The organism is Streptomyces sp. NBC_00286 (assembly GCF_036173125.1).
In the GTDB taxonomy this organism is placed as follows: Bacteria; Actinomycetota; Actinomycetes; order Streptomycetales; family Streptomycetaceae; genus Streptomyces.
This window is the reverse complement of sequence record NZ_CP108054.1, coordinates 9,269,489-9,295,379: the sequence shown is the minus strand read 5'-3', so window position 1 is coordinate 9,295,379 and position 25,891 is coordinate 9,269,489. Positions and strand designations below refer to the sequence as shown.

The 25,891-nt window shown below is 70.2% G+C and carries 22 protein-coding genes; 8 read left to right on the top strand and 14 right to left on the bottom strand.

Going from position 1 to position 25,891, the window contains the following annotated elements; translation table 11 throughout:
- Window positions 1–232 precede the first annotated feature (232 nt).
- From OHT21_RS41890 to iolC, 8 genes are all read right to left on the bottom strand, one after another.
- On the bottom strand, window positions 233–1,027 hold the full coding sequence (locus OHT21_RS41890) for a VOC family protein (RefSeq protein ID WP_328773468.1): 795 nt from the start codon (window positions 1,025–1,027) through the stop codon (window positions 233–235).
- A 101-nt stretch (window positions 1,028–1,128) separates the two neighbouring features.
- Window positions 1,129–3,597 (bottom strand): SpoIIE family protein phosphatase, encoded by a 2,469-nt coding sequence (locus tag OHT21_RS41885; protein ID WP_328773467.1) that lies wholly within the window; start codon window positions 3,595–3,597, stop codon window positions 1,129–1,131.
- A gap of 137 nt (window positions 3,598–3,734) precedes the next feature.
- Window positions 3,735–4,520 (bottom strand): GntR family transcriptional regulator, encoded by a 786-nt coding sequence (locus tag OHT21_RS41880; protein ID WP_328773466.1) that lies wholly within the window; start codon window positions 4,518–4,520, stop codon window positions 3,735–3,737.
- A 40-nt stretch (window positions 4,521–4,560) separates the two neighbouring features.
- Window positions 4,561–6,057: a CoA-acylating methylmalonate-semialdehyde dehydrogenase gene (locus tag OHT21_RS41875; protein ID WP_328773465.1), complete on the bottom strand. Its 1,497-nt coding sequence runs from the start codon at window positions 6,055–6,057 to the stop codon at window positions 4,561–4,563.
- Between the two features lie 56 nt (window positions 6,058–6,113).
- Window positions 6,114–7,985, bottom strand: coding sequence for a 3D-(3,5/4)-trihydroxycyclohexane-1,2-dione acylhydrolase (decyclizing) (iolD, locus tag OHT21_RS41870; RefSeq protein WP_328773464.1), 1,872 nt, complete (start codon window positions 7,983–7,985; stop codon window positions 6,114–6,116).
- 8 nt (window positions 7,986–7,993) lie between these two features.
- Window positions 7,994–8,920: a 5-deoxy-glucuronate isomerase gene (gene iolB / locus OHT21_RS41865; protein WP_328773463.1), complete on the bottom strand. Its 927-nt coding sequence runs from the start codon at window positions 8,918–8,920 to the stop codon at window positions 7,994–7,996.
- Window positions 8,921–8,969: 49 nt separating this feature from the next.
- Window positions 8,970–9,848, bottom strand: a complete 879-nt coding sequence (locus OHT21_RS41860) for a Cgl0159 family (beta/alpha)8-fold protein (protein ID WP_328773462.1) — start codon at window positions 9,846–9,848, stop codon at window positions 8,970–8,972.
- 238 nt (window positions 9,849–10,086) lie between these two features.
- Window positions 10,087–11,031, bottom strand: coding sequence for a 5-dehydro-2-deoxygluconokinase (gene iolC / locus OHT21_RS41855; RefSeq protein ID WP_328773461.1), 945 nt, complete (start codon window positions 11,029–11,031; stop codon window positions 10,087–10,089).
- Between the two features lie 288 nt (window positions 11,032–11,319).
- Here iolC and OHT21_RS41850 point away from each other — a divergent pair, with 288 nt between their 5' ends.
- From OHT21_RS41850 to OHT21_RS41835, 4 genes are read left to right on the top strand one after another with little or no spacing between them, the layout of a single operon-like run.
- Entirely contained in the window at window positions 11,320–12,339 is a 1,020-nt protein-coding gene (locus tag OHT21_RS41850) for a sugar ABC transporter substrate-binding protein (protein ID WP_328773460.1), read from the top strand.
- A complete protein-coding gene (locus OHT21_RS41845) occupies window positions 12,339–13,418 on the top strand; it encodes an ABC transporter permease (RefSeq protein WP_328774427.1) in 1,080 nt (359 codons plus the stop codon). Before OHT21_RS41850 ends, OHT21_RS41845 begins: the two co-directional genes overlap by 1 nt.
- A gap of 9 nt (window positions 13,419–13,427) precedes the next feature.
- Window positions 13,428–14,339, top strand: coding sequence for an ATP-binding cassette domain-containing protein (locus OHT21_RS41840; RefSeq protein WP_328773459.1), 912 nt, complete (start codon window positions 13,428–13,430; stop codon window positions 14,337–14,339).
- Complete coding sequence (locus OHT21_RS41835) at window positions 14,336–15,238, top strand: sugar phosphate isomerase/epimerase family protein (protein ID WP_328773458.1); 903 nt, start codon at window positions 14,336–14,338, stop codon at window positions 15,236–15,238. Before OHT21_RS41840 ends, OHT21_RS41835 begins: the two co-directional genes overlap by 4 nt.
- Window positions 15,239–15,396: 158 nt before the next feature.
- Here OHT21_RS41835 and OHT21_RS41830 read toward each other — a convergent pair whose 3' ends face one another.
- Window positions 15,397–16,419: a Gfo/Idh/MocA family protein gene (locus OHT21_RS41830; RefSeq protein ID WP_328773457.1), complete on the bottom strand. Its 1,023-nt coding sequence runs from the start codon at window positions 16,417–16,419 to the stop codon at window positions 15,397–15,399.
- Window positions 16,416–17,744: a protoporphyrinogen/coproporphyrinogen oxidase gene (locus tag OHT21_RS41825; RefSeq protein ID WP_328773456.1), complete on the bottom strand. Its 1,329-nt coding sequence runs from the start codon at window positions 17,742–17,744 to the stop codon at window positions 16,416–16,418. The genes OHT21_RS41830 and OHT21_RS41825 overlap by 4 nt, the downstream gene beginning before the upstream one ends.
- 72 nt (window positions 17,745–17,816) lie before the next feature.
- Here OHT21_RS41825 and OHT21_RS41820 point away from each other — a divergent pair, with 72 nt between their 5' ends.
- Window positions 17,817–18,722 (top strand): aminoglycoside phosphotransferase family protein, encoded by a 906-nt coding sequence (locus tag OHT21_RS41820; protein ID WP_328773455.1) that lies wholly within the window; start codon window positions 17,817–17,819, stop codon window positions 18,720–18,722.
- Window positions 18,723–18,817: 95 nt separating this feature from the next.
- Here the strand turns inward: OHT21_RS41820 and OHT21_RS41815 are convergent, their stop codons facing one another.
- From OHT21_RS41815 to OHT21_RS41805, 3 genes are all read right to left on the bottom strand, one after another.
- Window positions 18,818–19,822 (bottom strand): Gfo/Idh/MocA family protein, encoded by a 1,005-nt coding sequence (locus OHT21_RS41815; RefSeq protein WP_328773454.1) that lies wholly within the window; start codon window positions 19,820–19,822, stop codon window positions 18,818–18,820.
- A gap of 72 nt (window positions 19,823–19,894) precedes the next feature.
- Window positions 19,895–20,707: an SDR family oxidoreductase gene (locus tag OHT21_RS41810; RefSeq protein WP_328773453.1), complete on the bottom strand. Its 813-nt coding sequence runs from the start codon at window positions 20,705–20,707 to the stop codon at window positions 19,895–19,897.
- A gap of 15 nt (window positions 20,708–20,722) precedes the next feature.
- Complete coding sequence (locus OHT21_RS41805; RefSeq protein ID WP_328773452.1) at window positions 20,723–21,880, bottom strand: phytanoyl-CoA dioxygenase family protein; 1,158 nt, start codon at window positions 21,878–21,880, stop codon at window positions 20,723–20,725.
- Between the two features lie 107 nt (window positions 21,881–21,987).
- Here OHT21_RS41805 and OHT21_RS41800 point away from each other — a divergent pair, with 107 nt between their 5' ends.
- The 3 genes from OHT21_RS41800 (at window position 21,988) to OHT21_RS41790 (ending at window position 23,961) form a co-directional block, all read left to right on the top strand.
- Complete coding sequence (locus OHT21_RS41800) at window positions 21,988–23,034, top strand: LacI family DNA-binding transcriptional regulator (RefSeq protein ID WP_328773451.1); 1,047 nt, start codon at window positions 21,988–21,990, stop codon at window positions 23,032–23,034.
- A 118-nt stretch (window positions 23,035–23,152) separates the two neighbouring features.
- Window positions 23,153–23,599: an SRPBCC domain-containing protein gene (locus OHT21_RS41795; RefSeq protein ID WP_328773450.1), complete on the top strand. Its 447-nt coding sequence runs from the start codon at window positions 23,153–23,155 to the stop codon at window positions 23,597–23,599.
- Complete coding sequence (locus OHT21_RS41790) at window positions 23,596–23,961, top strand: ArsR/SmtB family transcription factor (RefSeq protein WP_328773449.1); 366 nt, start codon at window positions 23,596–23,598, stop codon at window positions 23,959–23,961. Before OHT21_RS41795 ends, OHT21_RS41790 begins: the two co-directional genes overlap by 4 nt.
- Window positions 23,962–24,138: 177 nt before the next feature.
- On the opposite strand, the gene OHT21_RS41785 is transcribed toward OHT21_RS41790, so the two are convergent.
- Complete coding sequence (locus OHT21_RS41785; RefSeq protein WP_328773448.1) at window positions 24,139–25,854, bottom strand: MFS transporter; 1,716 nt, start codon at window positions 25,852–25,854, stop codon at window positions 24,139–24,141.
- Between the last annotated feature and the right edge of the window lie 37 nt (window positions 25,855–25,891).

Sequence of the window (25,891 nt, the reverse complement as noted above, 5' to 3'; positions counted from 1 at the left end):
TCTATTTGCGGCTCCGCCGCGATGGGGGTCCCCCCGCTCATGGGGGTCCCCCCGCTCATGGGGGTCCCCCCGCTCGAGCGAAGCCGAGAGTGGGGCAGGAGCCGAGAGTGGGGGAGCGACCAGCCACGACGCAGCCGCAGCTTCTAACCGCGCCAAGGGTGGCGGCCCGCTTCCCAGCGAGGCCGCCACCCTGATCGTCAGAGTCGTACGGACGCCCGTACGTGACGCACCGTCAGGGCACATCCGTCAGCTTCGGCATCTCGCCCTTCGTCGTCGTGATGTCGATGACCGAGAACGACGCGCCCTGCGGGTCGCTGAGCGCCGCGAAGCGGCCGAAGGGGGTGTCCATCGGGCCGAACCGCAGCACGCCACCGCGTTCGGTCGCCCTCGTCACCGCGGCGTCGCAGTCCTCGACCGTGAAGTACACGTTGATGTAGGGCGGCACCTCGGGCGGGAACTCCTCCGTCATCTGCATCCGGCCGAGCACCGGCTGCTTGTCGATGTTGAAGAGCCGGAAGTCCATCTCGTCTTCCATCTGTTGGGCCGTGTACGGGAACACGGCCGGGAAGAAGGCGTCCGACTTCTCGGGCTCGCGGGTGTAGACCTCGGCCCAGCAGTACGCGCCGGGCACGGCCTTCGCCTCGAAGCCCTCGTGCGTGCCGGCCTGCCATACGCCGAAGACGACACCGCTCGGATCGCGGGCGAGCAACATGGAGCCGAAGTCGCCGACCTGCATGGGCTCCATCAGCACCTCGCCGCCGTTGTCACGGATCCTGGCGGCGGTTGCCATGACGTCCGGCGAGGAGAGGTACAGGCACCAGGCCGACTGCTCCTCCGCCCCGGGCATCGGCGGTACGACGGCGGCCACCGCCTTGCCGTTCGCGTACGCCTGGGTGTAGTTGCCGAACTCCGTCGACTCCTCGCCGAACGTCCAGCCCAGCACGTCACCGTAGAAGCTCTTCGCCCCCTCGACATCGCTGAACATCGCATCGGCCCAGCACGGCGTTCCCTCGGGTTCCACGGCCATGGTTCCGACTCCTCGTCCTTGAAGGTCGCTGCGGGTACCTGCTCCGACTTTCACGCTAGCCAGGGCCCCGCCGACGCGCGCGCGGAAGAGCGGCCCGGCCGTTACACGGCGGGCCCTGTGAGGGACTGCTCGGTCCAGATGATCTTGCCGTCCCGGGTGTGGCGGGAGCCCCAGCGCTGGGTGAACTGGGAGATCAGGAACAGTCCCCGGCCGCCCTCGTCGGTCGTCTTGGGATGGCGCAGATGCGGGGCGGTGGCGCTGCCGTCCCAGACCTCGCAGATCAGCGCGGCGCCGGTGAGGATCAGACGCAGCCGGATCGGTGCGGAGGCGTACCGGATGGCGTTGGTGACCAGTTCGCTGACGACGAGTTCGGTGGTGAAGGCCAGCTCGTCCAGCTCCCACTCGGTCAGCTGCTGCACAGTCCGTCTGCGGACGTCGGCGACGATCGCGGGGTCGGAGGGCAGGTCCCAGGACACGAGGCGCTTCGGGTCGAGGCGGCGGGCGCGGGCCATCAGCAGCGCCACGTCGTCCGGCGGGCGCGCCGCGACGAGGGCGTCGATGACGGCCTTGCACCGGTCGTCGAGCAGGGGCTCCGGCCGCTCCAGCGCACGGCGCAGCCGCTCCCGGCCCGCGGCGGCCTCCTCGTCCGGGTCGAGGCCGACGTCCGCGAGCAGGCCGTTGGTGTGCAGAGCGAGCACGCTGTCTTCCGGGAGCGGCAGTTCGACCGCCTCGAAGGGGGTGCCGCCCACGCCGAGCAGAGGTCCGTTCGGCAGGTCGAGGAAGTCGACGGTGCCGTCCGGTGCCACGATCGCGGGCGCGCTCTCCCCTGCGGCGGCGATGGAGCACTGGCCGGCGACCGGGTCGTAGACCGCGTACGTACAACTGGCGCCCACCGCATGCACGCCGCCGCCCCGCGGGTCCACCTCGGTGTCGTCCTGGTGCGCGGCCTGGACGACCACGTCGTCGAGGTGCGCCAGCACCTCCTCGGGGCGCAGGTCCAGGTCGGCGAGCGTCTGGACGGCGGTGCGCAGCCGGCCCATGGCCGCGGCGGCCTCGATGCCGCCTCCCGCCACCTCCCCTACCACCAGGGCGAGGCGGGCGCCCGACAGCGGAATGACGTCGTACCAGTCGCCGCCGAGCCCGGTCAGCTCGTCGGCGGGCCGGTACGAGGCGGCGACCTCCATGGCGTCCTGCTCGGGAAGCCGGTGCGGCAGCAGATTGCGCTGCAGTACGAGAGCGGCGTCGCGTTCGCGCGTATAACGGCGGGCGTTGTCGAGGCTCAGGGCCGCGCGGGCGACGCACTCCTCGGCGAGGCTCAGGTCGTCCGCCTCGAAGGGGTCCTGCCACTGTCTTCGGAAGAACGTGGTGATCCCCAGCGTGGTGCCCCGCGCCCGGATCGGCACGATCATCACGCTGTGCAGTCCCAGTTCGAGGAAAGAGGCGGCCCGGCCTCCGGGGATGTCGGTGGCCCACTCCTTGGCCAGCGGGTCGAGCCGATCCTGGTGCCAGGATCTGCCGCTGGCCAGACAGTGGATCGGGGGTGCTCCGGGCCGGTACCGGGCGGCCTGCCCGATCTCGACGACGGCCTCCGGGACGCCTTCGTTGACGGACTGGTGGGCGGCCCGCCGCAGCGGCACCCCGTCGGTCTCGTCCAGCGGCCCGGACGGCGGCTCGCCGCCTTCGAGGACGGGCTCCAGGAGGTCTACGGTGACGAAGTCGGCCAGTCCTGGCACGGCCACGTCGGCGAGTTCCTGGGCGGTGCGGCGTACGTCGAGCGTGCGGCCGATGCGCTCGCCCGCCTGGTCGAGCAGGGTGAGCCGGCGACGGGCCCGGTAGCGCTCGGTGACGTCGACCACCGTGTAGTACACGCCGATCGGGTTGCCGTGGTCGTCCTCGAGCCGGGTGAACGACATCGCGTGCGCGGACTCCCGGTGCGGCGCGGACCGTACGCGGCCCACGTGTTCGTGGTCGACGATCGGCACACCGGTGTGCAGCACCTGACGCATCACGGCTTCCAGCGCCTCGGTCTCGAGGCCCGGCTGGATGTCGACAAGGCGCTTGCCGAGCCGTTCGTGCGCGGGTCCGCCGCCGAACTGCTGCATGGCTGTGTTCGACCACACGTACCGCAGATCCGTGTCCACGATGGCGATGCCGATGGGCGAGCGGGTGGCCAGCCGTTCCAGGACCGTACGGCTCATGTCCCAGCCCGCGGCGCCGGTCATGTCGGAGGCCAGCACCATCCAGCGCGCCGGGCCGTCCGAGGCCAGGGTGGGGACGACGCGCACCATCGTGGCGACCGGGTGCCCGTCCCGGTGGCGTACCGACAGGGGGCCGGCCCAGCCGCCGTCCCGCTCGCACCGCTCGATGAGGTGCGGAAGGCGCGCGGCGTCCTCGGGCATCAGCAGGTCGGCGGCGGCGCGGCCGAGGACTTCGGGCGCCGGGTATCCGTACAGCCGCTGGGCGTCGCCGCTCCAGCCGGTCACCACCGCGGTGGCGTCCAGCAGCACCGGCGCGGCGTCCGCGACGTCGAACCGCCGGCCCTTGACTCCGCTGTCCTCGCTCGTCACCACCGTGACCCTCTCCGTCCCCGAGAGTGGTCTGGATCGGTACACCCCCGGCCGGTGCTCCGTACGGCTGCCGCCTCACGGGTCCGGTATGGCCCCAACGTACCGCCGCGCGGGCCGCCGGGCCTACGGAAGTGGGCAGCTCAGGCACGCATGAGGAGCTGGAACTCGAAGGCGTAGCGGGCGGCGCGGTACACGTGGGTGCCGTACTCGACCGCCCGCCCGGTGTCGTCGTATGCCGTGCGCCGCATGGTGAGCAGCGCGGCGCCCTCCTGATCGTCGAGCAGTTCGCCCTCCTTGGCGGTGGCACAGCGGGCGCCGACGCTCTGGCGGGCGCTGTGCAGGGTGATCCCGGCGGCCCGCATCATCCGGTAGAGGCCGGTCGCCTCAAGGCGGGCGGTGTCGAGGTCCAGGAGCTTGGCGGGCAGGTAGTTGCACAGGTACGCCACGGGTTCGCCGTGGGTCAGGCGCAGCCGTTCGAGGACCGTGACGTCGTCTCCCTCGGGGAGGCCGAGAGCGGCGGCGACGTCCGCCGGGGCGGGCCGGACCTCGTTGCGCAGGACCTTGGTGGCGGGGCTCTGCCCGGCCGAGTCCAGGTCGTCGTACAGGCTGCTCAGCTCCAGCGGGCGTTTGACCTGGCTGTGGACGACCTGGGTGCCGACTCCGCGGCGGCGCACCAGCAGGCCCTTGTCCACCAGGGACTGCATGGCCTGGCGGACAGTGGGCCGGGACAGGCCGAGCCGCGCGGCGATCTCCATCTCGTTGCCCAGGAGATCGCCGGGCGCGAGCGTGCCGTGCTCGATCGCGGACTCCAGGTGCTGGGCGAACTGGTAGTAGAGCGGGATCGGACTGCCCCGGTCCAGCGAGATCTCGAGGTCGTCGACCGGGGAGGCGGTCCTGGCACGAGTGGCCCGGCCCTTCTTCGCCACCGGAACCCCCTCCCTTCGCGTCGTCGGTGCTCGAGAGCCGTCAGGAGTGGCTGGGGAAGCCGAGGTTGATGCCGCCGCTGTCGGCCGGGTCGGGCCAGCGGGTGGTGATCACCTTGCCCTGGGTGTAGAAGGCGATGCCGTCGTTGCCGTAGATGTGGTGGTCGCCGAACAGGGAGTCCTTCCAGCCGCCGAAGGAGTGGTAGCCGACGGGCACCGGGATCGGCACGTTGACGCCGACCATGCCCGCCTGGACCTCGAGCTGGAAGCGGCGGGCGGCGCCGCCGTCGCGGGTGAAGATCGCGGTGCCGTTGCCCCAACGGGAGCCGTTGATCAGCTTCATGGCGTCGTCGTAGGTGTCGGCACGCACCACGCACAGCACCGGGCCGAAGATCTCGTCCTGGTACGCGTCGGCCGTCACCGGCACCTTGTCGAGCAGCGAGACACCGAGGAAGAAGCCGTCCTCGTGGCCCTCGACGGAGTAGCCGGTGCCGTCGACGACGACCTCGGCACCCTGCGCCGCCGCACCGGAGACGTACGAGGCCACCTTGTCGCGGTGCTCGCGCGTGATCAGCGGGCCCATCTCGGAGGCGGGGTCGGTGCCGGGGCCGATCTTCAGTCCCTTGGCCCGCTCGGCGATCTTGCCGACCAGTTCGTCACCGGTGTCACCGACCGCGACGACGACCGACACCGCCATGCAGCGCTCGCCGGCCGAGCCGTACGCGGCGTTGATGGCCTGGTCGGCGGCGAAGTCCAGGTCGGCGTCGGGCAGCACGAGCATGTGGTTCTTGGCGCCGCCGAGGGCCTGGACGCGCTTGCCGTGCTCGATGCCCTTCATCTGGATGTACTTGGCGATCGGCGTGGAGCCGACGAAGGACACGGCGGCGATGTCCGGGTGCTCCAGGAGGCGGTCCACGGCGACCTTGTCGCCCTGCACGACGTTCAGTACGCCGTCGGGCAGGCCCGCCTCGGAGGCCAGTTCCGCCAGCCGGTAGGAGGCGGAGGGGTCCTTCTCGCTGGGCTTGAGCACGAAGGTGTTGCCGCAGGCGATGGCGACGGGGAACATCCACATCGGCACCATGGCCGGGAAGTTGAACGGCGTGATGCCCGCGACGACACCGAGCGGCTGGCGGATGGACGCCACGTCCACCCGGGTGGAGACCTGCGTGGACAGCTCGCCCTTGAGCAACTGCGGGATGGAGCAGGCGAGTTCGACGATCTCCATGCCGCGGGCGACCTCGCCGAGCGCGTCGGAGTGCACCTTGCCGTGCTCGGCGGTGATCAGCGCGGCGATCTCGTCGCGGCGCGCGTCCAGCAGCTCGCGGTACTTGAACAGCACGGCGGTGCGCTTGGCGAGCGAGGCGGCGCCCCAGCTCTCGAACGCGGCCTTGGCGGCGGCGACGGCGGCGTCGACCTCGTCCGTGGTGGCGAACGCGACCTGCGTGTCCTGGGCGCCGGTGGCGGGGTCGTAAACGGGGCCGAAGCGGCCGGAGGTGCCCTCGACGGGCTTGCCCCCGATCCAGTGGGTGATGGTCTTCATGACGTGCGGGTCCTTTTCCTGAGCGGGGGGGGGTCGGGCGGGGTTCGGGATGGGGGTCAGAGGTGCCGGCGGCGTCCCTGCGCGTGCTGGTCGTAATTCTCGCGGGCCCGGAGCGCGGCCTCGCGGGAGGCGACCTCCGCGACCGGTACGTCCCACCATGCCTGGGCCGCGGGCGCGGTGGGCGTCGGGTCCGTCTCGACGTACACGCAGGTCGGGCGGTCCGAGGCGCGGGCGGTGGCCAGCGCGTCGCGCAGTTCGCGGACGGTCTTGGCGCGCAGCACGTCCATGCCGAGGCTGGCCGCGTTGGCGGCGAGGTCCACGGGCAGGGGTGCGCCGCTGAACGTGCCGTCGGCCGCCCGGTAGCGGTAGGCGGTGCCGAACCGCTCACCGCCGGTCTCCTCGGAGAGGCCGCCGATGGAGGCGTAGCCGTGGTTCTGGATGAGGACCAGGTTGACGGGCAGGCCCTCCTGGACGGCGGTGACGATCTCGGTCGGCATCATCAGGTACGTACCGTCACCGACCAGGGACCACACGGGCGTGCCGGGGGCCGCCTGCTGTACGCCGATGCCGGCCGGGATCTCGTAGCCCATGCAGGAGTAGCCGTACTCCAGGTGGTACTGGCGCGGGGAACGGGCCCGCCACAGCTTGTGCAGGTCGCCGGGGAGCGAACCGGCCGCGTTGATGACCACGTCGTCGTCGCCGACCACGGAGTCCAGGGCGCCGAGCACCTGCGTCTGGGTGGGAACCTGGTTCTCGTCGTCCGCCCGGTAGACGGCGTCCACGACCTGCTCCCAACGCTCCTTGCCCGCGCGGTACTCGGCCTCGTACGCCGCGTCCACACGGTGCTCGGACAGCGCCTCGGTGAGTGCGTCGAGCCCCGCGCGGGCGTCGGCGACCAGGGTGCGGGCGGCGAGCTTGTGGGCGTCGAAGGCGGTGACGTTGAGGTTGAGGAAGCGGACGTCGGGGTTCTGGAAGAGCGTGACGGAAGCGGTGGTGAAGTCGGTGTAGCGGGTGCCGACGCCGATGACCAGGTCGGCGGTGCGCGCGATGTCGTCGCAGACCGCGGTGCCGGTGTGGCCGATGCCGCCGAGGTCAGCGGGGTGGTCGTGGCGCAGCGAGCCCTTGCCTGCCTGGGTGGAGGCGACGGGGATGCCGGTGGCGTCCACCAGCGCCTTCAGCGCGTCCTCGGCCTCGCTGTGGTGGACGCCGCCGCCCGCGACGATCAGCGGCCGTTCGGCGGCCCGGATCGCGTGCACGGCTTCGGCGAGTTCGGCCGGTTCGGGCGCGGGGCGGCGCACCTGCCAGACGCGGTCGGCGAAGAACTCCTCGGGCCAGTCGTACGCCTCGGCCTGCACGTCCTGCGGCAGGGCGAGGGTGACGGCGCCGGTCTCGACGGGGTCGGCGAGTACGCGCATGGCGTTCAGGGCGGAGGGGATCAGGGCCTCGGGGCGGTGGATCCGGTCGAAGTAGCGGGAGACCGGGCGGAGGGTGTCGTTGACGGACACGTCCGCCGAAACGGGGTGCTCGAGCTGCTGGAGCAGCGGGTCGGCGGTGCGGGTGGCGAAGTAGTCGCCGGGCAGCAGCAGTACCGGGAGCCGGTTGACGGTGGCGAGGGCCGCGCCGGTGACCAGGTTCGTGGCGCCGGGCCCGATGGAGGTGGTCACGGCCTGTGCGGAGAGCCGGTTGAGTTGGCGGGCGTAGCCGACCGCCGCGTGCACCATGGACTGCTCGTTGCGGCCCTGGTGGAACGGCATCGTCTCCTCTTGGGCCTCAAGCAGCGCCTGGCCGATCCCGGCGACGTTGCCGTGCCCGAAGATCCCCCAGGTGCCGGCGATGAGGCGGTGCCGGACGCCGTCGCGTTCGGTGTACTGCGCGGCGAGGAAGCGCACGAGCGCCTGAGCGACGGTCAGGCGGCGGGTGGAGCTCATCGGTTACCTCACTGAGACGGAGTGGTGGGGGTCCCCCCGCTCGAGCGAAGCCGAGAGTGGGGGAGGGTGAGTCTGGGGTCTACGGGCTGGCTCGGCCAGGTGTCGCGGATCCAGGCGTGGTCGGGGTGGTCGCAGATCAGCCAGGCGCGCTCGGCGCCGGGACCCGCCATGACGTTGAGGTAGTACATGTCGTGCCCGGGCACCGCCATGGAGGGACCGTGCCAGCCGTCCGGGATCAGTACGACGTCGCCGCCGCGCACCTCCGCCAGAACGTCCGTGCCGTGGCCGTGACCGGACGGCGAGACACGCTGATAGCCGAGGCCGGGCGTGCCCTCGTGGTCGGCGAACTCGAAGTAGTAGATCTCCTCCAGCTCGGACTCCTCGCCGGGCCGGTTCACATCGTGCTTGTGCGGCGGGTACGAGGACCAGTTGCCGCCGGGGGTGATCACCTCGACGGCGATGAGCTTGTCGCACTCGAAGACCCCGGCGGCGCCGAAGTTGTGGACCTTGCGCGAGCAGTTGCCGCTGCCGCGCAGTTCGACGGGGACGGAGGAGGCGGGCTCGTAGCGGGCGGGCAGGCGGCGGGTGCAGCGGGCGCCGGTGAGCGCGAAGCGTCCGCCCGCCGGGGAGGTGAGGCTCGCGGTCGCGTCGCGCGGGACGTACACGAAGTCGCTGGGGCCGCTGAACACGCTGTCGCGGCCGTGCAGTTCGTACGTCTCGCCGCCGAAGTCGTCGGTGACGGCGACGGTGCAGCCGCCACTGAGCGACAGCACGATCCACTCGCTGTCCCCCGCCGTGAAGTGGTGCGTGCCGCCGGGCGGCAGTTCGAGCACCCGCAGGCTGGAGTAGCCCCAGCCGGCGCTCTCGGGGGTGACGTCGACGGCGTACTGCTCGCTGGTGGCCTTCCCCAGGGGCAGGTGGTGCGTGTTGGTCATCGGTCGGCTCCTCCTGGTCCGGTCATCGCGGGGTTCCTCCGGGTCAGGCTCACAGCAGCCCGACCGCCGTGTCCACGGCGGTCTCCACACTGCCCTCGGCCGGGTAGAGCAGGGAACGGCCGACGACCATGCCCTGCACGGTGGGCAGCCGCAGCGCCTTGCGCCATCTCTCGTACGCGCCCTCCTGATCCTTGCCCACCTCGCCGCCCAGCAGTACGACCGGCAGGGTCGAGGTCTCCAGGGCGGCGGCCATGTCGTCCGGGTCGCTGGTGACGGGCAGCTTCAGCCAGGTGTAGGCAGAGGTGCCGCCGAGACCCGAGGCGATCGCTATGGAGCGGGTGACGGCCTCGGCGGACAGATCGTTGCGTACCTTCCCCTCGACCCGGCGGGAGATGAACGGCTCGACGAACAGCGGGAGTTGACGCTCGGCCATGGCATCGATGGCCCGGGCGGTGGACTCCAGGGTGGTCAGCGAGCCGGGATCGTCGTAGTCGATGCGCACCAGCAGCTTGCCCGCGTCGAAGTTGAGCCGGGCGATGTCCTCGGGACGGTGTCCGGTGAAGCGGTCGTCCATCTCGAAGGACGCCCCGGCGAGCCCGCCGCGGTTCATCGAGCCCATGACGACCTTGTTCTCCAGGGCGCCGAGGAGTAGCAGGTCCTCCAGGATGTCGGCGGTGGCGAGCACCCCGTCCACGCCGGGCCGGGCCAGCGCGATGCACAGCCGCTCCAGCAGATCGGCCCGGTTGGCCATGGCCAGGCGACGGTCGCCGACACCGAGGGCGCCGCGAGCGGGATGATCGGCGGCCACGATCATGAGGCGCCCGCTGTCGCCGATGAGCGGGCGGCGGCCGCGACGGGCGGCTGCTTCGGCGATGGCCTCCGGGTGCCGGGCGCGCACACTGACGAGGTCGGGGATGGTGAGGCTCAAGGGTTGGCTCCGTTCAGGGGGGCGTCGGGGTCAGCCTCGGGAGGCATAGGGGGGTTCTGGTGGATCTCCGTGGAAGAAGGAGCGGCGTCCGGTGCGTGCTCTCGGTGTGCCGGCCGGAAGGCCCCGTCGATGGACCGGGCGTACTTGGGCTTTCGGCCGGTGCAGCGAGTGGGGGCACCTCCCACGCCCTTAAGGCAGTGGGGGAGCGTGCTGGGCGTCGTGACGCCGCGGAGGTCCATCAGAAGTCCCCTAGTTCCTCGACCTCGGTGGGGGTGGGCATGGCGGAGGAGCAGGCGAGGCGGGAGGCTACGAGGGCGCCGGCGGCGTTGGCGTACCGCATGGTCTTCTCCAGCTCCCAGCCGGCCAGCAGGCCGTGGCAGAGGGAGCCGCCGAAGGCGTCGCCCGCGCCGAGTCCGTTGACCACCTCGACGGGCACCGGCGGCACCTCGGCGGTCGTTCCGTCGCGGTGGACGGCTAGGACACCCTTGGGGCCCTGCTTGACCACCGCGAGTTCCACGCCGGCCTCAATCAGGGCCTCGGCGCAGGCGTGCGGTTCGCGGACGCCCGTGGCGACCTCGCACTCGTCGAGGTTGCCGACGGCGACCGTGACGTGGCGCAGGGCCTCGGCGTAGTACGGGCGGGCCTCGTCGGGGTTCTTCCAGAACATGGGGCGCCAGTCGAGGTCGAAGATGGTGGTGCCCGCCTTGTCGCGCGCCTTGAGGGCGGCGAGGGTGGCCGAGCGGCTGGGCTCCTCACTCAGGCCCGTCCCGGTGATCCAGAAGATCTTGGCCGCGCGGATGGCGAAGAAGTCGAGTTCGTCGCTGTGGATCTCCAGGTCCGGTGCCTTGGGCTGCCGGTAGAAGTACAGCGGGAAGTCGTCGGGGGGAAAGATCTCGCAAAAAGTGATGGGCGTCGGGTAGGCCTCGACCGGGGTGACCCAGCGGTCGTCGACCCCGAACTCGCCCAGCGCCTGGTGCAGATACGCGCCGAAGGGGTCGTTCCCGGTGCGGGTGATGATCGCCGTACGGCGGCCCAGGCGCGCGGCGGCCACCGCGACGTTCGCCGCCGAACCGCCGAGGAACTTCCCGAAGGTGTCGACGTCCGTGAGGGGGACGCCGGTCTGGAGGGGATAGAGGTCGACGCCGATACGGCCCATGGTGATCAGGTCGAATGACTCGGTCATGCGTCGCTCCTCATTCTGGGTGATGCCTCAGGTGTAAGTCGCGCGACGGGACCCTGTCAATAGTTTGTACTGACATTCTCACGTGCTCGTGAAATGATGTCTTAACAAAGTATTGACACGGTGCCTCATCAGCGGCTTACATCCCGTCCCAACAAGTGCAGCCGAAAGTTCCTCGGCATGTGGCCCGGCGTATGTTCTTTCGCACGGGCTCCCAGGGTGCGGGCGTTTGCCCGGCCCGCCTCCACGCCCGCTCCCTATTTCCCCGCAGCACAGTGAGGTGCCGGAAAGATGGACCGTACGTCTCGCCCCCGCTCCCGCAGACTCCCCGTACTCGTGGCCGCAGCCGCCGCGACAGCACTGATCGCCACCGGCTGCTCCAGCAGCTCCGGAGGCAAGGAAGCCGAGGAGAGCGGCGAGAACATCGCCGCGGGCAAGGCCAGCACGCCCCGCATGACCGTCGCCCTGGTCACCCACCAGGCCCCCGGCGACACCTTCTGGGACATCGTCCGCAAGGGCGCCGAGGCGGCCGCCGCCAAGGACAACATCAAGCTGATCTACTCCGCCAAGCCCGAAGCGGCCGAGCAGGCCAACCTCGTCCAGAACGCGATCGACCAGAAGGTCGACGGCATCGCGGTCACGCTGGCCAAGCCGGACGCCATGAAGGACGTGGTGTCCAAGGCGGAGAAGGCCGGCATACCCGTGGTCGCCCTCAACTCCGGTGTGGACAACTGGAAAGACATGGGCATCCTGTCCTACTTCGGCCAGGACGAGGGCATCGCCGGCGAGGCCCTCGGCAACAGGCTCAACCAGTCCGGCGCCAAGAACGCCGTCTGCGTGGTCCAGGAACAGGGACACGTCGGGCTCGAGGCGCGCTGCGCGGGCGTGAAGAAGACCTTCAAGGGCAAGACGGAGAACCTCTACGTCAACGGCACCGACATGCCGTCCGTGAAGTCGACCATCACCGCCAAGCTCAAGCAGGACACCTCCATCGACCAGGTGGTCACGCTCGGCGCCCCATTCGCGATGACGGCCGTGCAGTCGGTGAGCGAGGCGGGCAGCGAAGCCAAGGTCGCCACCTTCGACCTCAACAAGGAACTGACCGGCGCCATCGAGAAGGGCGACATCGAGTTCGCCGTCGACCAGCAGCCCTACCTGCAGGGCTACCTCGCGATCGACACTCTCTGGCTCTACAAGAACAATGGCAACTACAGCGGCGGCGGCGAGGCCCCGGTCCTCACCGGCCCGGCCTTCGTGGACAAGTCCAACGTCGAGGCCATAGCGAAGTTCGCCGCGAAGGGTACTCGGTGATTCCTATGACCCAGCAGGCTGCGCCGGCGGTGTCCGCACCGCCGGCCTCCGGCCCGAAGAAGGAAACCGACGGCCGGACCTCCGAGCGCCCCATGTGGCTGCGGCTGCTCGCCCGGCCCGAAGTCGGCGTCTTCCTCGGAGCCGTCGCGGTCTTCGTCTTCTTCCTGATCGCGGCACCGCCGGTCCGCGAGGCCGGCTCCATGGCCACGATCCTCTACCAGTCGTCGACCATCGGCCTGATGGCCCTGCCGGTGGCCCTGCTGATGATCGGCGGCGAGTTCGACCTGTCGGCCGGTGTCGCCGTACTCACCTCGGCGCTCACCGCGAGCATGGTCAGCTACCAGCTCACGATGAACGTCTGGGTGGGCGTCGTCGTCGCCCTGATCGTGTCGCTGGCGATCGGCGCCTTCAACGGCTGGCTGCTGATCAAGACCGGCCTGCCGAGCTTCCTGATCACCCTTGGCACCTTCCTGATACTGCAAGGCGTGAACCTCGCGGTCACCAAGCTGGTCACCGGGAACGTCGCGACCAACGACATCAGCGACATGGACGGCTTCGAACAGGCCAAGTCGGTGTTCGCCTCGACCTTCACCATCGGTGGCGTAGGGGTGAAGATAACCGTCTTCTACTGGCTGATCTTCGCCGCGATCGCCACCTGGCTGCTGCTGCGCACCAAGTTCGGCAACTGGACCTTCGCGGTCGGCGGCAACAAGTTCAGTGCCCGCGCGGTCGGTGTGCCGGTGACCTTCACGAAGATCGCGCTGTTCATGGGTGTGGGCTTCGGCGCCTGGTTCGTCGGTATGCACCAGCTGTTCTCCTTCAACACCGTGCAGTCCGGCGAGGGCGTCGGCCAGGAGCTGATCTACATCGCCGCGGCGGTGATCGGCGGCTGTCTGCTGACCGGCGGCTACGGCTCCGCGATCGGCCCGGTCTTCGGTGCCTTCATGTTCGGCATGGTGCAGCAGGGCATCGTGTACGCCAACTGGAACCCCGACTGGTTCATGGCCTTCCTGGGCGTGATGCTGCTCGGCGCCACCCTCGTCAATCTGTGGGTCCGCAACGCGACCACCCGGAGGTGATCTGATCCCATGACAAGCAACGGATCCACGGCCAACGGGGCCCTCGTCAAGGACGCCGCTCCCCCGGACGAGAAGCCGATCGTCGAACTGCGCGGAGCGGGCAAGTCCTACGGCAACATCCGCGCCCTGCACGGCGTGACCCTCTCCGTGCACCCCGGCAGGGTGACCTGCGTGCTCGGCGACAACGGCGCCGGCAAGTCCACGCTGATCAAAATCATCTCCGGGCTGCACCAGCACACCGAGGGCGAGTTCCTCGTAGACGGCGAACCGGTGCGCTTCAACACCCCGCGCGAGGCCCTCGACAAGGGCATCGCCACCGTCTACCAGGACCTCGCCGTCGTACCGCTGATGCCGGTCTGGCGGAACTTCTTCCTCGGCTCGGAGATGACCAGCGGCCCCTGGCCGATCCGCCGTCTCGACATCGCCCGGATGAAGAAGACCGCAGACGAGGAACTGCGCGCCATGGGCATCGTCCTGGACGACCTCGACCAGCCCATCGGCACGCTCTCCGGCGGCCAGCGCCAGTCCGTGGCCATCGCCCGCGCCGTCTACTTCGGCGCCCGCGTCCTCATCTTGGACGAGCCGACCGCCGCCCTCGGCGTCAAGCAGTCCGGCGTGGTGCTGAAGTACATCGCCGCCGCCCGCGACCGCGGACTCGGCGTCATCTTCATCACCCACAACCCGCACCACGCCTACATGGTCGGCGACTACTTCAGCGTGCTGCGCCTGGGCACCATGGAGCTGTCCGCCGACCGCAGCGAAGTCAGCCTCGAAGAGCTCACCAACCACATGGCAGGCGGTGCCGAACTCGCCGCGCTCAAGCACGAGTTGTCGGAAGTCCGCGGCGTCGATGTGGAAGAGCTCCCCGAGGAGCAGGACCTCAAGGCCCCCGTAGTGACGTCCGAAGGAACCGCATCGTGACCAACCCCCTGGACCGCATCCGCGTCGGCTCGGCTCCCGACTCATGGGGCGTGTGGTTCCCCGACGATCCCCTGCAGGTGCCCTGGGAACGCTTCCTGAACGAGGTCTCCGAGGCCGGTTACTCCTGGATCGAACTCGGCCCGTACGGCTACCTGCCGACCGACCCGGCGAAGCTCACCGACGAGGTGAACAAGCGCGACCTCAAGGTGTCGGCCGGCACGGTCTTCACCGCGCTGCACCGCGGCCCCGAGGTCTGGGAGTCCACCTGGGAGCACGTCAGCCAGGTCGCCGAACTGACCCGGGCCATGGGCGCGGGGCACCTGGTGGTCATCCCGTCGTTCTGGCGGGACGACAAGACCGCCGAGCTGATCGAGCCGCCCGAGCTGACCGTCCGCCAGTGGGCGAACCTCACCAAGGGCATGGAGCGTCTCGGCCACGAGGTGAAGGAACGCTTCGGTCTCGACATCGTCGTGCACCCTCACGCCGACACCCATATCGACACCGAGGAACACGTCGAGCGCTTCCTCGACTCCACCGACAGCGCCCTGGTCAACCTCTGCCTGGACACCGGCCACTACGCGTACTGCGGCGGCGACAACGTCAAGCTGATCGAAACGTACGGCGAGCGCATCGGCTACCTCCACCTCAAGCAGGTGGATCCGGACATCCTCGCCGACGTAGTCAAGAACGAGGTCCCGTTCGGCCCCGCGGTGGCCCGCGGAGTGATGTGCGAACCCCCTGCGGGGGTACCGGAGTTGGGCCCGGTACTCACAGCAGCCCAGAACCTCGGCGTAGACCTGTTCGCCATCGTGGAACAGGACATGTACCCGTGCGAGCCCGACAAGCCACTCCCGATCGCAACCCGCACCCGCAAGTTCCTGAGGTCGTGCGGCGCGTAACCGCGGCAGTCGCGCGTAGCTGCGGGCAATCGTGCCGCTGGGGCGATGGGGGTCCCCCGCTCGAGCGGAGCCGAGAGTGGGGGAGGGTGGGCGCAGCGGCACCCCGATGCGCCGGGCTGCGCCCACCCACCCCAGCCCCCACGGCGGTCGGCGCAACGTCAGGCCGACAGTGCGGTACGCGGCCGCGGGCGAAAGCCCGCAGCCGCGTAGCACTCATCGATCAGCGCCATAGTCGCAAGCGCATCGTCCGCATCCAGCGGAAGGTCACCTCCACCCCGGACACGTGCGGCGAAGGCGTCCAGCTGATACGCGTACGACGACCGCGTCCCAAGCCGCTCCACCCGCTCCCCCTCCCCCGTACGCACCACAACCCGATCATCCTGGTGCGGCAGCACAAAGTTCGGCGCGAACGCCTCGCCCCGCGAGCCAACAACCCGGCAACTCATCTCCAGCTCGCCATAAGCCATATGACACCGAGCCGCCCCGGTGGCCCCACCGGGAAACTCCAACTCGGCATCGATCCACTCATCAACCCCAGGCGCCCCAGCCCGCTCCTCACCCCGCGCAGACACCAGTCGAGGCACACCCCCCGCCCACGGAGCCAACATCCGCACAGCATGCAAGCTGTAGCACCCCAGATCCATCACGGCCCCACCGGCAAGCGGCAACGACCACCGCGGATCCCCGTCGTCCGGCGCGGGAATCGCAACCAGCGTCTCCACCCGCCGCAACTCCCCGAGTTCACCACTGCCCAGCAGCTCATGCAGCCGCCGCGTGACCGGATGGAAGAGGTAGTGGAAGCCCTCCATGAACACGGTTCCGGCCTTCGCGACCGCCTCCCGCACCTCGGCGGCCTCCTCGGCATTGCTCGCCGACGGCTTCTCGGTCAGCACATGCTTGCCCGCGGCAAGGGCGGCCCGGTTCCACGGCCCATGCAGCCCGTTGGCAAGCGGGTTGTAGACAACCTCGACCTCGGGATCGGCCAGCAGATCGCCGTACGAGTCGTGCACCCGCTCCACGCCATGCCGCGCGGCAAAGCCCTCCGCCCGCCCACGGTCTCGCGCGGCCACCGCGACGAGCCGGTGACCGCCGGCCCGGGCCGGTTCGACGAGCGCACGCTCGGTGATCCGTGCTGCCCCGAGTACGCCGATGCGCAGTGGTTCCCGGCCCGTTTCGCTCATACCTGCTGTTCCTCCTCGATCGCGACAGGCCGATCTTCCTGCACAGTCGCTCCCCCGTCCACAGCCGGGAAACGCCGACGGGCAAGGTCCTGAGCGTGGGCCACAGCGCACTCGACCAGCTCGAAGGCGGGCAGACCGCCGACGTAGTACGTGCGGGCCCGCCCCTGCAGCGCGTCAAGCCGGTCCAGGACGCCACCGGCGAGGTCGTCGCTGCCGAAGTGCGGCATGAACGCCCACTGCCGCCGCAGATGCACCTCCCCCATCCGCCCGCCGAGCGCCGCGACATCGTCCCGCAGCAGCGCCGGTACGTCCTCGGGGCGCCCGTACGAGTAGAACGTACGCACATCGCTGCCCGGGTAGCGGTGGTGGTACGAGACGCAGTGCCCCCTCGCCGCACGGCTCGCGGTGTGCCGGTCGAGGAAGTAGAAGGCGTTCTCCGGCAGCCCGGACGCGGAGGCGAGGGTGGTGTGGTAGGCGTTGCAGCGGATCCGCGCGGCGAGGTCGCGCTCCTCCTCGGTGGCGTCCAGAACCGGCAGGATCCGGTCCAGGCCGACGGCGAGCACCAGGTCGTCCGCCTCCACCGGACCGGACTCGGTTTCGACCCGCACCCCGCCCGCGTGCCGCTCGACCGACTCCACGCGCACAGCGCACCGTACGTCCTTCAACTCGTCGGCGACCCGACTCCACAGCGTGGCGAATCCGCCCACGACGGTGAAGTCCCCTGCATGACCGAGCAGTTCGGGTCGGTCCGCGGACAACAGCCCGGTCATCTCCACGTACTTCACGAAGTACAGCGCAGGCATGTCGTCGTCGAGATAGCCGTAACCGGCCGCCGTGTATCCGGTGCCGAACGACTCGGCCATGGACTGCAGGCCGTGCTCGGCGAGCCACTCGGTGACGGGAGTGGCCAGCGCCCGCGCGGAGTGGGCGAGCCCGGGTTCGGCGATGCGCGGGAACTCCCGCTCGCGCAGCGCCTGGTAGCGACGGAGGGCGCCGTCGACCAGGAACGCCATGGACTGGCGGCTCGCGGCGCGTGCGGCGACGTCGAGCACGCGGTAGCGGGTGGTCGGCTCCGTCTCCACGTCCAGCTCGGTCACCAACTCGGCGACCCGCGCGTACCGGCTGGTGCAAATGTGGCCGCCGAGGTCGTACGCCCGCCCGTCCACGTGAACGCTCTGACACTTCCCGGCCACCGTGTCCTGCTCCTCCAGAACGGTCACCCGGTGCCCGGCACGCTCCAGTTCACGGGCGGCCACCAGACCGCTCGGTCCCCCGCCGATGACGACCACGCTCCGGGGGCCGGCGGTGTCGGGTAACTCCTGCATGGTCGACGCTCCTTGATCGGTCGGACGTGAACGGCTCTCATTCTTGATCGTGTCTCACTACTGTGGCTTCGCATGACCGACTCCGAGATCGAGATCACCGCAGAGCTGGTACGGGATCTTCTCAAGGACCAGCATCCCGACCTTGCGGGGCTGCCCATCCGCGAGGTGGCGGGCGGCTGGGGCAACCAAATGTGGCGCCTCGGCGACGAGTTGGCCGTCCGCATGCAGCGCATGGACCCCACCCCGGAGCTCCAGCTGAAGGAGCGGCGGTGGCTACCGGTGCTGGCCCCGCGCCTGCCGCTCCCGGTGCCGACTCCGGTGCGGTTCGGCGAACCGTCCGAGCGCTTCCCCAAGCACTGGACCGTGATGACGTGGGTCCCCGGCGAGCCACTCGACTGCGCCTCGATCAGCCGCGGCGAGCACGCGGCCGACACTCTGGCGGGCTTCCTCAGGGCGCTCCATGTGGAGGCGCCCGCCGATGCGCCGGCCAGTTCGGACCGCGGCGCTCACCCCAAGCAGTGCACGGGCGGCTTCGAGGAGTTCTTGCAGGCCATTGCCCCCGGCGGCCTCGGCGCCGACGTACGGGCCGTCTGGGACGTCTGGAACGATGCCGCTGCGGCGCCCCAGTGGGAGGGCCCGCCGCTATGGCTGCACGGTGACCTCCATCCCGCGAATGTCGTCGTCTCGGACGGGACGCTCGCCGGCGTGGTCGATTTCGGCGGCCTATTCGCCGGCGATCCGGCGTGGGACCTCGCGGCCGCGTGGCTGCTCCTTCCCGCGGGCGCGGCCTCACGGTTCTTCGAGGCGTACGGGCATACGGACGAGGCCACGATCCGGCGTGCCCGAGGGCTGGCCGCTATGAAGTGCCTTTTCCTCATCCTCATGGGCCAGAACGGAGATCGGGGCCTTCCTGGCGGCAAGCCGGCATGGGGACCCGCGGGCCGGGCGGCGCTCGACCGTGTTCTGAAAGCAACCTGACGGCCGTAAACGGACGCCGGAGGTGCGGTGTTCACACGCGCGTGTCCCGGGCGCCCAAGGCACCCGGGACACGTGACTCGCAGGGACGAGATGTCTCAACCAGCGCGAACCTCGGCGATCGTCACCGGCCGGTGCTCGTGCAGCGACAGCGTGCAGGCCTCCGCGATCCAGCCCGCCTCCAGCGCGTCCGCCACCGTGCACGGCGAGGTCCGCCGGCCGGCGACGACCTCGGTGAACGCGTCGAGTTCGGCGCGGTAGGCGTCGGTGAAGCGGTCCATGAAGAAGTCGTGCGGCTGCCCTGCGGGGAAAGTGACGCCGGGCTCCACGGAGCGCAGCGGCAGTTTGTCCTCCAGGCCGACCGCGATGGAGTCCTGGAAGCCGTGGATCTCCATGCGGACGTCGTAACCCCGGGCGTTGTGGCGGGAGTTGGAGACCACCGCGATCGTCCCGTCGTCCAGGGTGAGGATCGCACCGGTGGTGTCGGCGTCGCCGGCCTCCTTGATGTAGTCGGCGCCCCGGTTGCCGCCGACGGCGTACACCTCGGTGACCTCGCGGCCGGTCACCCAGCGGATGATGTCGAAGTCGTGCACGGAGCAGTCGCGGAAGATGCCTCCGGAGGCGGCGATGTACGCGGCCGGGGGCGGCGCCGGGTCCAGGGTGGTGGACCGTACGGTGTGCAGCGGGCCGAGTTCGCCGCTCTGGACGGCTGTACGGGCGGCCACGAAGCCGGCGTCGAAGCGCCGGTTGTAGCCGATCTGGATCTCGACGCCGCTGTCCCGCACCGCGTGCAGGACATCGACGCCCTCCTTCATCGCGCGGGCGACGGGCTTCTCGCAGAAGACCGGCACTCCCGCCTCGACGGCGGCCCGGATCAGTCCGGGATGGGCGTCGGTGGCGGCGGCGATCACCACACCGTCCACGCCGGCGGCCAGCACCGCCTCCGGCGAGCCGACCGCTTCGGCGCCGAAGCGCTCGACGGCCGCCGTGACGGCATCCGCGAACGGGTCCGCGACGACGAGGGACTCGACCACGTCGAGCCGGGACAGGGTCTCGGCGTGGAACGCGCCGATGCGGCCGAGGCCGAGGATGCCGATACGCATGGTTCAGAGGCTCCTTTGTTTCCTTGTGCGTCGTACGTGTCAGGGGTGATCCGTACGTATCTGTCGCGCGGCTCAGTCGAGTCCGCCGAGGACGTTCTGGTCCCAGTCGATGACCGAGCCGGTGACGACACCGCTGCGGTCGGAGAGGAGAAAGACGACGAAGTCGGCGATCTCATCGGGCTGGCCGAGCTTGCCCATCGGCAGCCGGTCGGCGGCCTGTTCGCGCCAGTCGTCGCCCGCGTCGTGGAAGGTGCGCTGGGTGGCGTCCTCGCCCTCGGTCGCGGTCCAGCCGATGTTGAGGCCGTTGATCCGGATCCGGTCCCAGCGGTGGGCGTGCGCGGCGATGGGGGTCCCCCCGCGCGAGCGAAGCCGAGCGTGGGGGAGCGTCAGGCCAGCGAGTCCGGCCTTGGCCGCGACGTACGGGGCGGGGAAGGGCTGTCCGCCGTGCTCGGACGAGGTGATGACGTTGACGATCGTGCCGAGCGCCTTGCGCGCCAGTATGTCGGCGACGGCGGCCTGCATGGCGAAGAACGGGCCCTTGAGGTTGATCGCGATGTGCGCGTCGAACAGCTCGGGCGTGGTGTCGAGCAGTGTTCCGCGGGAGGTGAGCCCGGCGGAGTTGACCAGGCAGTCGACCCGGCCGTACGCCTCGATCACCCGGTCCACACTCCCCCGCGCCTGCTGCGCGTCGGCGAGGTCGGCCGGTACGTACATGGCCTTGGCCCCGGCTTCGGACAGTTCGGAGACCAGTGCCTCGCCGGGTTCGGGGCGGCGTCCCGTGACCGCGACGGCCGCGCCCTCGCGGACGGCGGCCCGGGCGACTGCCGCGCCGACGCCCTGGGTGCCGCCGTTGACGAGGACGACCTTGTCCTCAAGAAGTCCCATGGTCTGTCTCGTTCCTCAGCTCTCGCGTCGCTCGGTGGCGGCCCGCAGTGCATCCCGCAGGTGTTCCGGGGTCCAGTCCTCGCGGAGGGCGCGCCGGACGAGGTCCGCCTGGGAGGGCGGGGCCAGTCCGTCGACGGGCGGGTCGGAGTCCAGATTCGTCGGGAAGGGGTAGCCCTCGGCGCCGGCCGCGATCACCGTGTCCAGCCATTCCTGTCGTATGCCCTCGGACTTGCGTTTCCGCAGCACCGGATAGACGGCGTTCGCCACGGCCTCGCGGTCGACGGTCTCCATGGCCCGGCCGAAGGCCGAGGAGACCTGGAGGAGGTTGGCCATGCGGCGGATGTCCGCCGAGCGGTTGTGCCCAGCGGCGTGGAACAGGGCGGGGTTGAAGAAGACCGCGTCGCCCTTGGCGAGGGGGAGCTGGACGTGGCGTGCCTCGAAGTAGGCCTGGAATTCCGGCAGTCGCCAGGCCAGGTAGCCGGGCTCGTACTTCTGCGAGTGCGGCAGGTACATCGTCGGGCCGGACTCGACGGGCATGTCGCAGTGCGCGACCGCGCCCTGGAGGGTCAGTACGGGTGAGAGGCGGTGGACGTGTGCCGGGTAGGCGGCCGCGGTCTCGTTGGAGAGGAAGCCCAGGTGGTAGTCGCGGTGCACGGTCTGGGCGGCGCCGCCCGGGTTGACGACGTTGATCTGGGAGGTGACCTGGTAGCCGGGGCCGAGCCAGGCCTGCGACACCAGGGCGAGGACGTCGTTGGCGTAGTAGTCGGCGAACGCCTCCGCGTCGTACAGGGCCGCCTTCTCCAGCGCGTTCCACACCCGGTCGTTGGCGCCCGGCTTGGCGAAGTGGTCGCCCGCGGCGGCGCCCGTGGCACGCTGCTCGGCGATCAGGGCGTCGAAGACGGCGGTGGCCCGGTCGAGGACCTCCGGGTCCGCGAAGGCGCCCCGGAAGACGACGATGCCCGGGCCCTCGGCGAGCGCGTGCACCAGCTCGGCCTGGAACTCGCGGTCGGCTTCGGCCTGGTCGGCTTCGTAGACAGGCACGTTGCGCACGATGGCGGAGGCCTGCGGGTAGTCGGTGGGGTCGGTCTCCTGCTCGACGAGCGCGCGGAAGGAGTCCAGGTCGCAGTCCTGCTCGGACAGCCAGGGACGGGGGTGTACGGAGGTGACGGTCATCGTCGTCCCTTCGGGGCACGGAGCAGTGGAGCGCTGTCATTCTTGTCAGTACAAACCCCTCGAACAACCAGCAGGAACCCATCAAAAACCCCTCAAGGAGCCGGCGCATGGGCCACCCCTTCCCCCTCCGGGAGATCGCACGTCAGGCGGGCCTGAGCGAAGCCACGGTCGACCGGGTCCTCAACGGCCGGGGCGGCGTGCGGGAGAGCACCGCTCAGGAGGTGCACCGGGCGATAGCCGACCTGGACCGGCAGCGCACCCAGGTCCGGCTCGTCGGCCGTACCTTCATGATCGACATAGTGATGCAGGCGCCTGAGCGCTTCACGACCGCCGTACGCGCCGCCCTGGAGGCCGAGCTGCCGTCCCTGCACCCTGCCGTGCTGCGCTCTCGTTTCCGCTTCCGCGAGCGGGGTCCGGTCGAGGAGCTGGTCGGCACGCTGGACCGGATCGCCCGGCGCGGTTCGCAGGGCGTGATCCTGAAGGCTCCCGACGTCCCCGAGGTCACGGCAGCGGTCAGTCGGCTGGAGGCGGCGGGCATCCCGGTCGTGACCTTGGTGACCGACTTGCCCGCGAGTTCGCGCCTCGCCTATGTCGGCATCGACAACCGGGCGGCGGGCGCCACCGCGGCGTACCTCCTGAGTCAGTGGCTGGGCGACCGACCAGGTCATGTGCTGACCACCGTCAGCCGGGGGTTCTTCCGGGGCGAGGAGGAACGCGAGATGGGTTTCCGCGCGGCGATACGGGCCCGGCATCCCGTACGGCGTCTGGTCGAGGTCACGGACAGCGACGGCCTGGACGCCACCCAGTACGACCTGGTGCTGGCCGCGCTCCGGGACGATCCCGACATCAAGGCGGTCTACTCGATCGGGGGCGGGAACGTCGCCACGCTCGACGCGTTCGACGCCTTGAAGCGGCCGTGCGAGGTGTTCATCGCGCATGACCTGGACCACGACAACGCTCGGCTGCTGCGGGCCGGGCGGTTGTCCGCCGTACTCCACCACGACCTGCGCCAGGACATGCGCCGCGCGTGCCGGGTCATCATGCGGGCGCAGGGGGCTCTGCCTGCCGACACTGACCCCGCGCTGCCGTCGCCGATCCAGGTCGTGACGCCGTACAACATGCCGCCGGAGTCGGCGGTGAGCGGCGACTCGTAATGCAACTCTGGGGTTGCACACGATGGGGTGACGTGCAACCCTGGAGTTGCATCAAAGGCGGCAGTGAATGCCACCGATGCATGTCATCCATGCATGACTACGACAGAGGAGTCACCCCATGAACGAGGACCGGATCGAGCGCGAAACCCTGATCGCGGCACCCCTGGAGCGGGTCTGGACGCTGGTGGCCCAGCCCGGGTTCTGGGTGGCCGACAAGGCGAGCCTGCCCGGCACGGTGGCCAGGGAAGGCGAGTCGATGATCGCGAAGAACGCCGAGCACGGGGACTTCCCGGTGCGAGTGGAGAAGGTTCAGCCTCCTACGTATCTGGCGTACCGCTGGACCAGTGCGTTCCCGGGCGAAGAGCTGCGCGAGGACAACAGCACTCTCGTCGAGTTCACGTTGACGCAGGAAGGCGACGGGACGCGGCTGCGCGTGGTGGAGAGCGGGTTCGCGGCGCTGGCCGGCTCCGAGGAGCTGCGCAGCCAGAACTTCAAGGACCACAGCGAGGGTTGGCCCCTGGAGCTCGACGCGCTCAAGACGCGCGCCGAACAGCCATCCGCATGACCGAGGAGTCTCGCGGCACCGTCGGGCCGGTCGACAGCGTCCTCGCGGCGCTGGCCGACCCGACGCGGCGTCAGCTGCTCGATCAGCTGGCGGCCCAGGGCAAGGCCACCGCCACGACGCTCGCCGCCCAACTCCCCGTCTCCCGCCAGGCGGTGGTCAAACACCTCGCCGTCCTGGACGCCGCCGGGCTGGTGTCCGGGAGCCGGGTCGGACGCGAGATGCGCTACGTGGTGCGGCCCGCGGCGCTGGACGCGACGGCGCGGTGGATGGCCACGATGGCGGCCGACTGGGACCGGCGGTTGGCGACGATCAAGCGGGTGGCCGAGGAAGCGGAGGCGCTCCGCGAGGAGGGCGGTTCGTGAGCTGCGGGTTCGTTGTGGCTGCCCGCTCCCCCGCTCTCGGCTTCTCCCCCACGCTCGACTTCGCTCGAGGGGGCCCCATGAGCGGGGCCCCCATCGCGGCGGAGCCACGCGTTGGAGCGGACTGCGTCTCAGTGAAGTCGAGGCGCTCTCGACGGCCGAACCCGGCTGCCGAAAGGATCACGCACTCGGACGCGTGAGCTCAGGCTCCTTCTCCAAGGTGCCCGAGGTCCTGACCTCTCCCCCGGGCTCGGACCCATGCTCCGCCGTGACGTCCGCCGCCCGGTCCTTGCCCGGGAGCAGGATTGCCACGCACACCACCCCAACCCCCAGGATTGCCGCGCCCACCAGGCTGGTGTGAGCCACCGCGTCGGCGAAGGACGAGCTGACGGCTTCCGCCATCTGGTGGGCGCCGTCGGCGAGTTGGCCGGCCTGCTCCTTGAGCTGCGCGGCCTGCTGCGGGTCGGTCGCCTGTGCCGCCTGCTCGGAAAGTTGCCGTGCCTGGTCGCCGATCCCCTGGGCGACCCCGTACCCGGCGGCCACCGAGTCCTGCGCCTGGTTCAGCGCGTCGGCCGGGAGTTCGCTGCCCGCGGTCGCGTCCGACAGACCCGACGCGTACGAGGTCGACAGCAGCGAACCGAGGATGGCGATGCCGATCGCGCCGCCCAGCTCTGTCGAGGTGTCGTTGACCGCGCTGCCCACGCCCAGCTCCTCCTCCGGGAACGTGCCCATGATCGCGTCCGTGCAGGGTGCGAGCGCCAGGCCCATCGCGAGCCCGAGCGTGATGAGGGGCGCCACGAAATCGCCGTACGACGACGACTTGTCGACCTGGGTGAGCAGCGCGAGTGCCGCGGTGCCGCCGACCATGCCCACGACGATCATCGCCTTCCTGCCGAACAGCGGAGTGAGGTAGCCGGTCAGCACGGAGCCGGCGAAGACCGCGCCGGCGAGTGGCAGCATGCGCAGGCCGGTCTCCAACGCGTCGTAGGCCAGCACGAATTGGAGGTGCTGGGTGACGTAGTAGAAGGCGCCGAAGACCGCGAGGAAGAACAGTACGACGGCGATGTTGGCGCCGGTGAACGCGCGGTTCGCGAAATGGCGCAGGTTGAGCAGGGGGTGCGGGTGGCGCAGCTCCCAGAGGACGAACGCCACGAGCCCCACCACCGCGACGGCCGTACCCGTGACCGCCTTGGCGTCCCAGCCGTGCGGGGCCTCGATGAGCGTGAAGACCAGCGCGGCGATCCACACCACCGAGAGCAGTCCGCCGACGTAGTCGATCCGCGGCGCGTTTTTGGCCTTGGACGGAGGTACCAGGACGAAGACGCAGCCGAGGGCGAGGGCGATCACGGGAACGTTGATCAGGAAGGTGGACTGCCAGCTGAAGCTCTCCAGCAGCAGGCCCGCGATCAGTGGTCCGGCGGCGATGGCGATACCGGCGGTGCCCGCCCACAGGGTGATCGCCTTGGTCCGCTCGGCGCGCGGGAAGGTCGCGGCGACGAGGGAGAGCGTGGCGGGCATGATGAGCGCCGCGCCCACACCCATCACGGCACGGGCCGCGATGACCCCCGTCGCGCTGTCGACGAGTGACCCCCCTATCGCTCCGACGCCGAACAGGACGAGCCCGAGAACGAGCGCGCCGCGTCGGCTGTACTTGTCGCCGATCGCCGCGAACAGCAGCATCAGGGCGGCGTACGGGATGGTGTAGCCGTCGATGACCCACTGCAGGTCCGTGCTGGACAAGCCGAGGTCCTGGGTCATCGAGGGAGCCGCGACCGTGAGGGCGGTGTTGGCCATCACGATCATCAGCAGGCTCAGACAGAGCACCAGCAGAGCCCACCAGCGCCGGGCGTAGGGCCGGTCCATCCTCTCGACCGGTTCGTTCATGAACACACGCATGAGCTGGGGTCCTTTCGCGAAGGGGGCCGCGCACTGG

Excerpts from the sequence above, each read along its gene's own strand:
- OHT21_RS41810 (WP_328773453.1), bottom strand. The coding sequence starts at position 20,707 with ATGGGACTTCTTGAGGACAAGGTCGTCCTCGTCAACGGCGGCACCCAG.
- OHT21_RS41875 (WP_328773465.1), bottom strand. The coding sequence starts at position 6,057 with ATGAAGACCATCACCCACTGGATCGGGGGCAAGCCCGTCGAGGGCACC.
- OHT21_RS41785 (WP_328773448.1), bottom strand. The coding sequence starts at position 25,854 with ATGCGTGTGTTCATGAACGAACCGGTCGAGAGGATGGACCGGCCCTAC.
- OHT21_RS41890 (WP_328773468.1), bottom strand. The coding sequence starts at position 1,027 with ATGGCCGTGGAACCCGAGGGAACGCCGTGCTGGGCCGATGCGATGTTC.
- OHT21_RS41815 (WP_328773454.1), bottom strand. The coding sequence starts at position 19,822 with ATGCGTATCGGCATCCTCGGCCTCGGCCGCATCGGCGCGTTCCACGCC.
- OHT21_RS41850 (WP_328773460.1), top strand. The coding sequence starts at position 11,320 with ATGGACCGTACGTCTCGCCCCCGCTCCCGCAGACTCCCCGTACTCGTG.
- iolB (WP_328773463.1), bottom strand. The coding sequence starts at position 8,920 with ATGACCAACACGCACCACCTGCCCCTGGGGAAGGCCACCAGCGAGCAG.
- OHT21_RS41805 (WP_328773452.1), bottom strand. The coding sequence starts at position 21,880 with ATGACCGTCACCTCCGTACACCCCCGTCCCTGGCTGTCCGAGCAGGAC.
- OHT21_RS41790 (WP_328773449.1), top strand. The coding sequence starts at position 23,596 with ATGACCGAGGAGTCTCGCGGCACCGTCGGGCCGGTCGACAGCGTCCTC.
- iolC (WP_328773461.1), bottom strand. The coding sequence starts at position 11,031 with ATGACCGAGTCATTCGACCTGATCACCATGGGCCGTATCGGCGTCGAC.
- OHT21_RS41820 (WP_328773455.1), top strand. The coding sequence starts at position 17,817 with ATGACCGACTCCGAGATCGAGATCACCGCAGAGCTGGTACGGGATCTT.
- OHT21_RS41795 (WP_328773450.1), top strand. The coding sequence starts at position 23,153 with ATGAACGAGGACCGGATCGAGCGCGAAACCCTGATCGCGGCACCCCTG.
- iolD (WP_328773464.1), bottom strand. The coding sequence starts at position 7,985 with ATGAGCTCCACCCGCCGCCTGACCGTCGCTCAGGCGCTCGTGCGCTTC.
- OHT21_RS41825 (WP_328773456.1), bottom strand. The coding sequence starts at position 17,744 with ATGCAGGAGTTACCCGACACCGCCGGCCCCCGGAGCGTGGTCGTCATC.
- OHT21_RS41800 (WP_328773451.1), top strand. The coding sequence starts at position 21,988 with ATGGGCCACCCCTTCCCCCTCCGGGAGATCGCACGTCAGGCGGGCCTG.
- OHT21_RS41840 (WP_328773459.1), top strand. The coding sequence starts at position 13,428 with ATGACAAGCAACGGATCCACGGCCAACGGGGCCCTCGTCAAGGACGCC.
- OHT21_RS41830 (WP_328773457.1), bottom strand. The coding sequence starts at position 16,419 with ATGAGCGAAACGGGCCGGGAACCACTGCGCATCGGCGTACTCGGGGCA.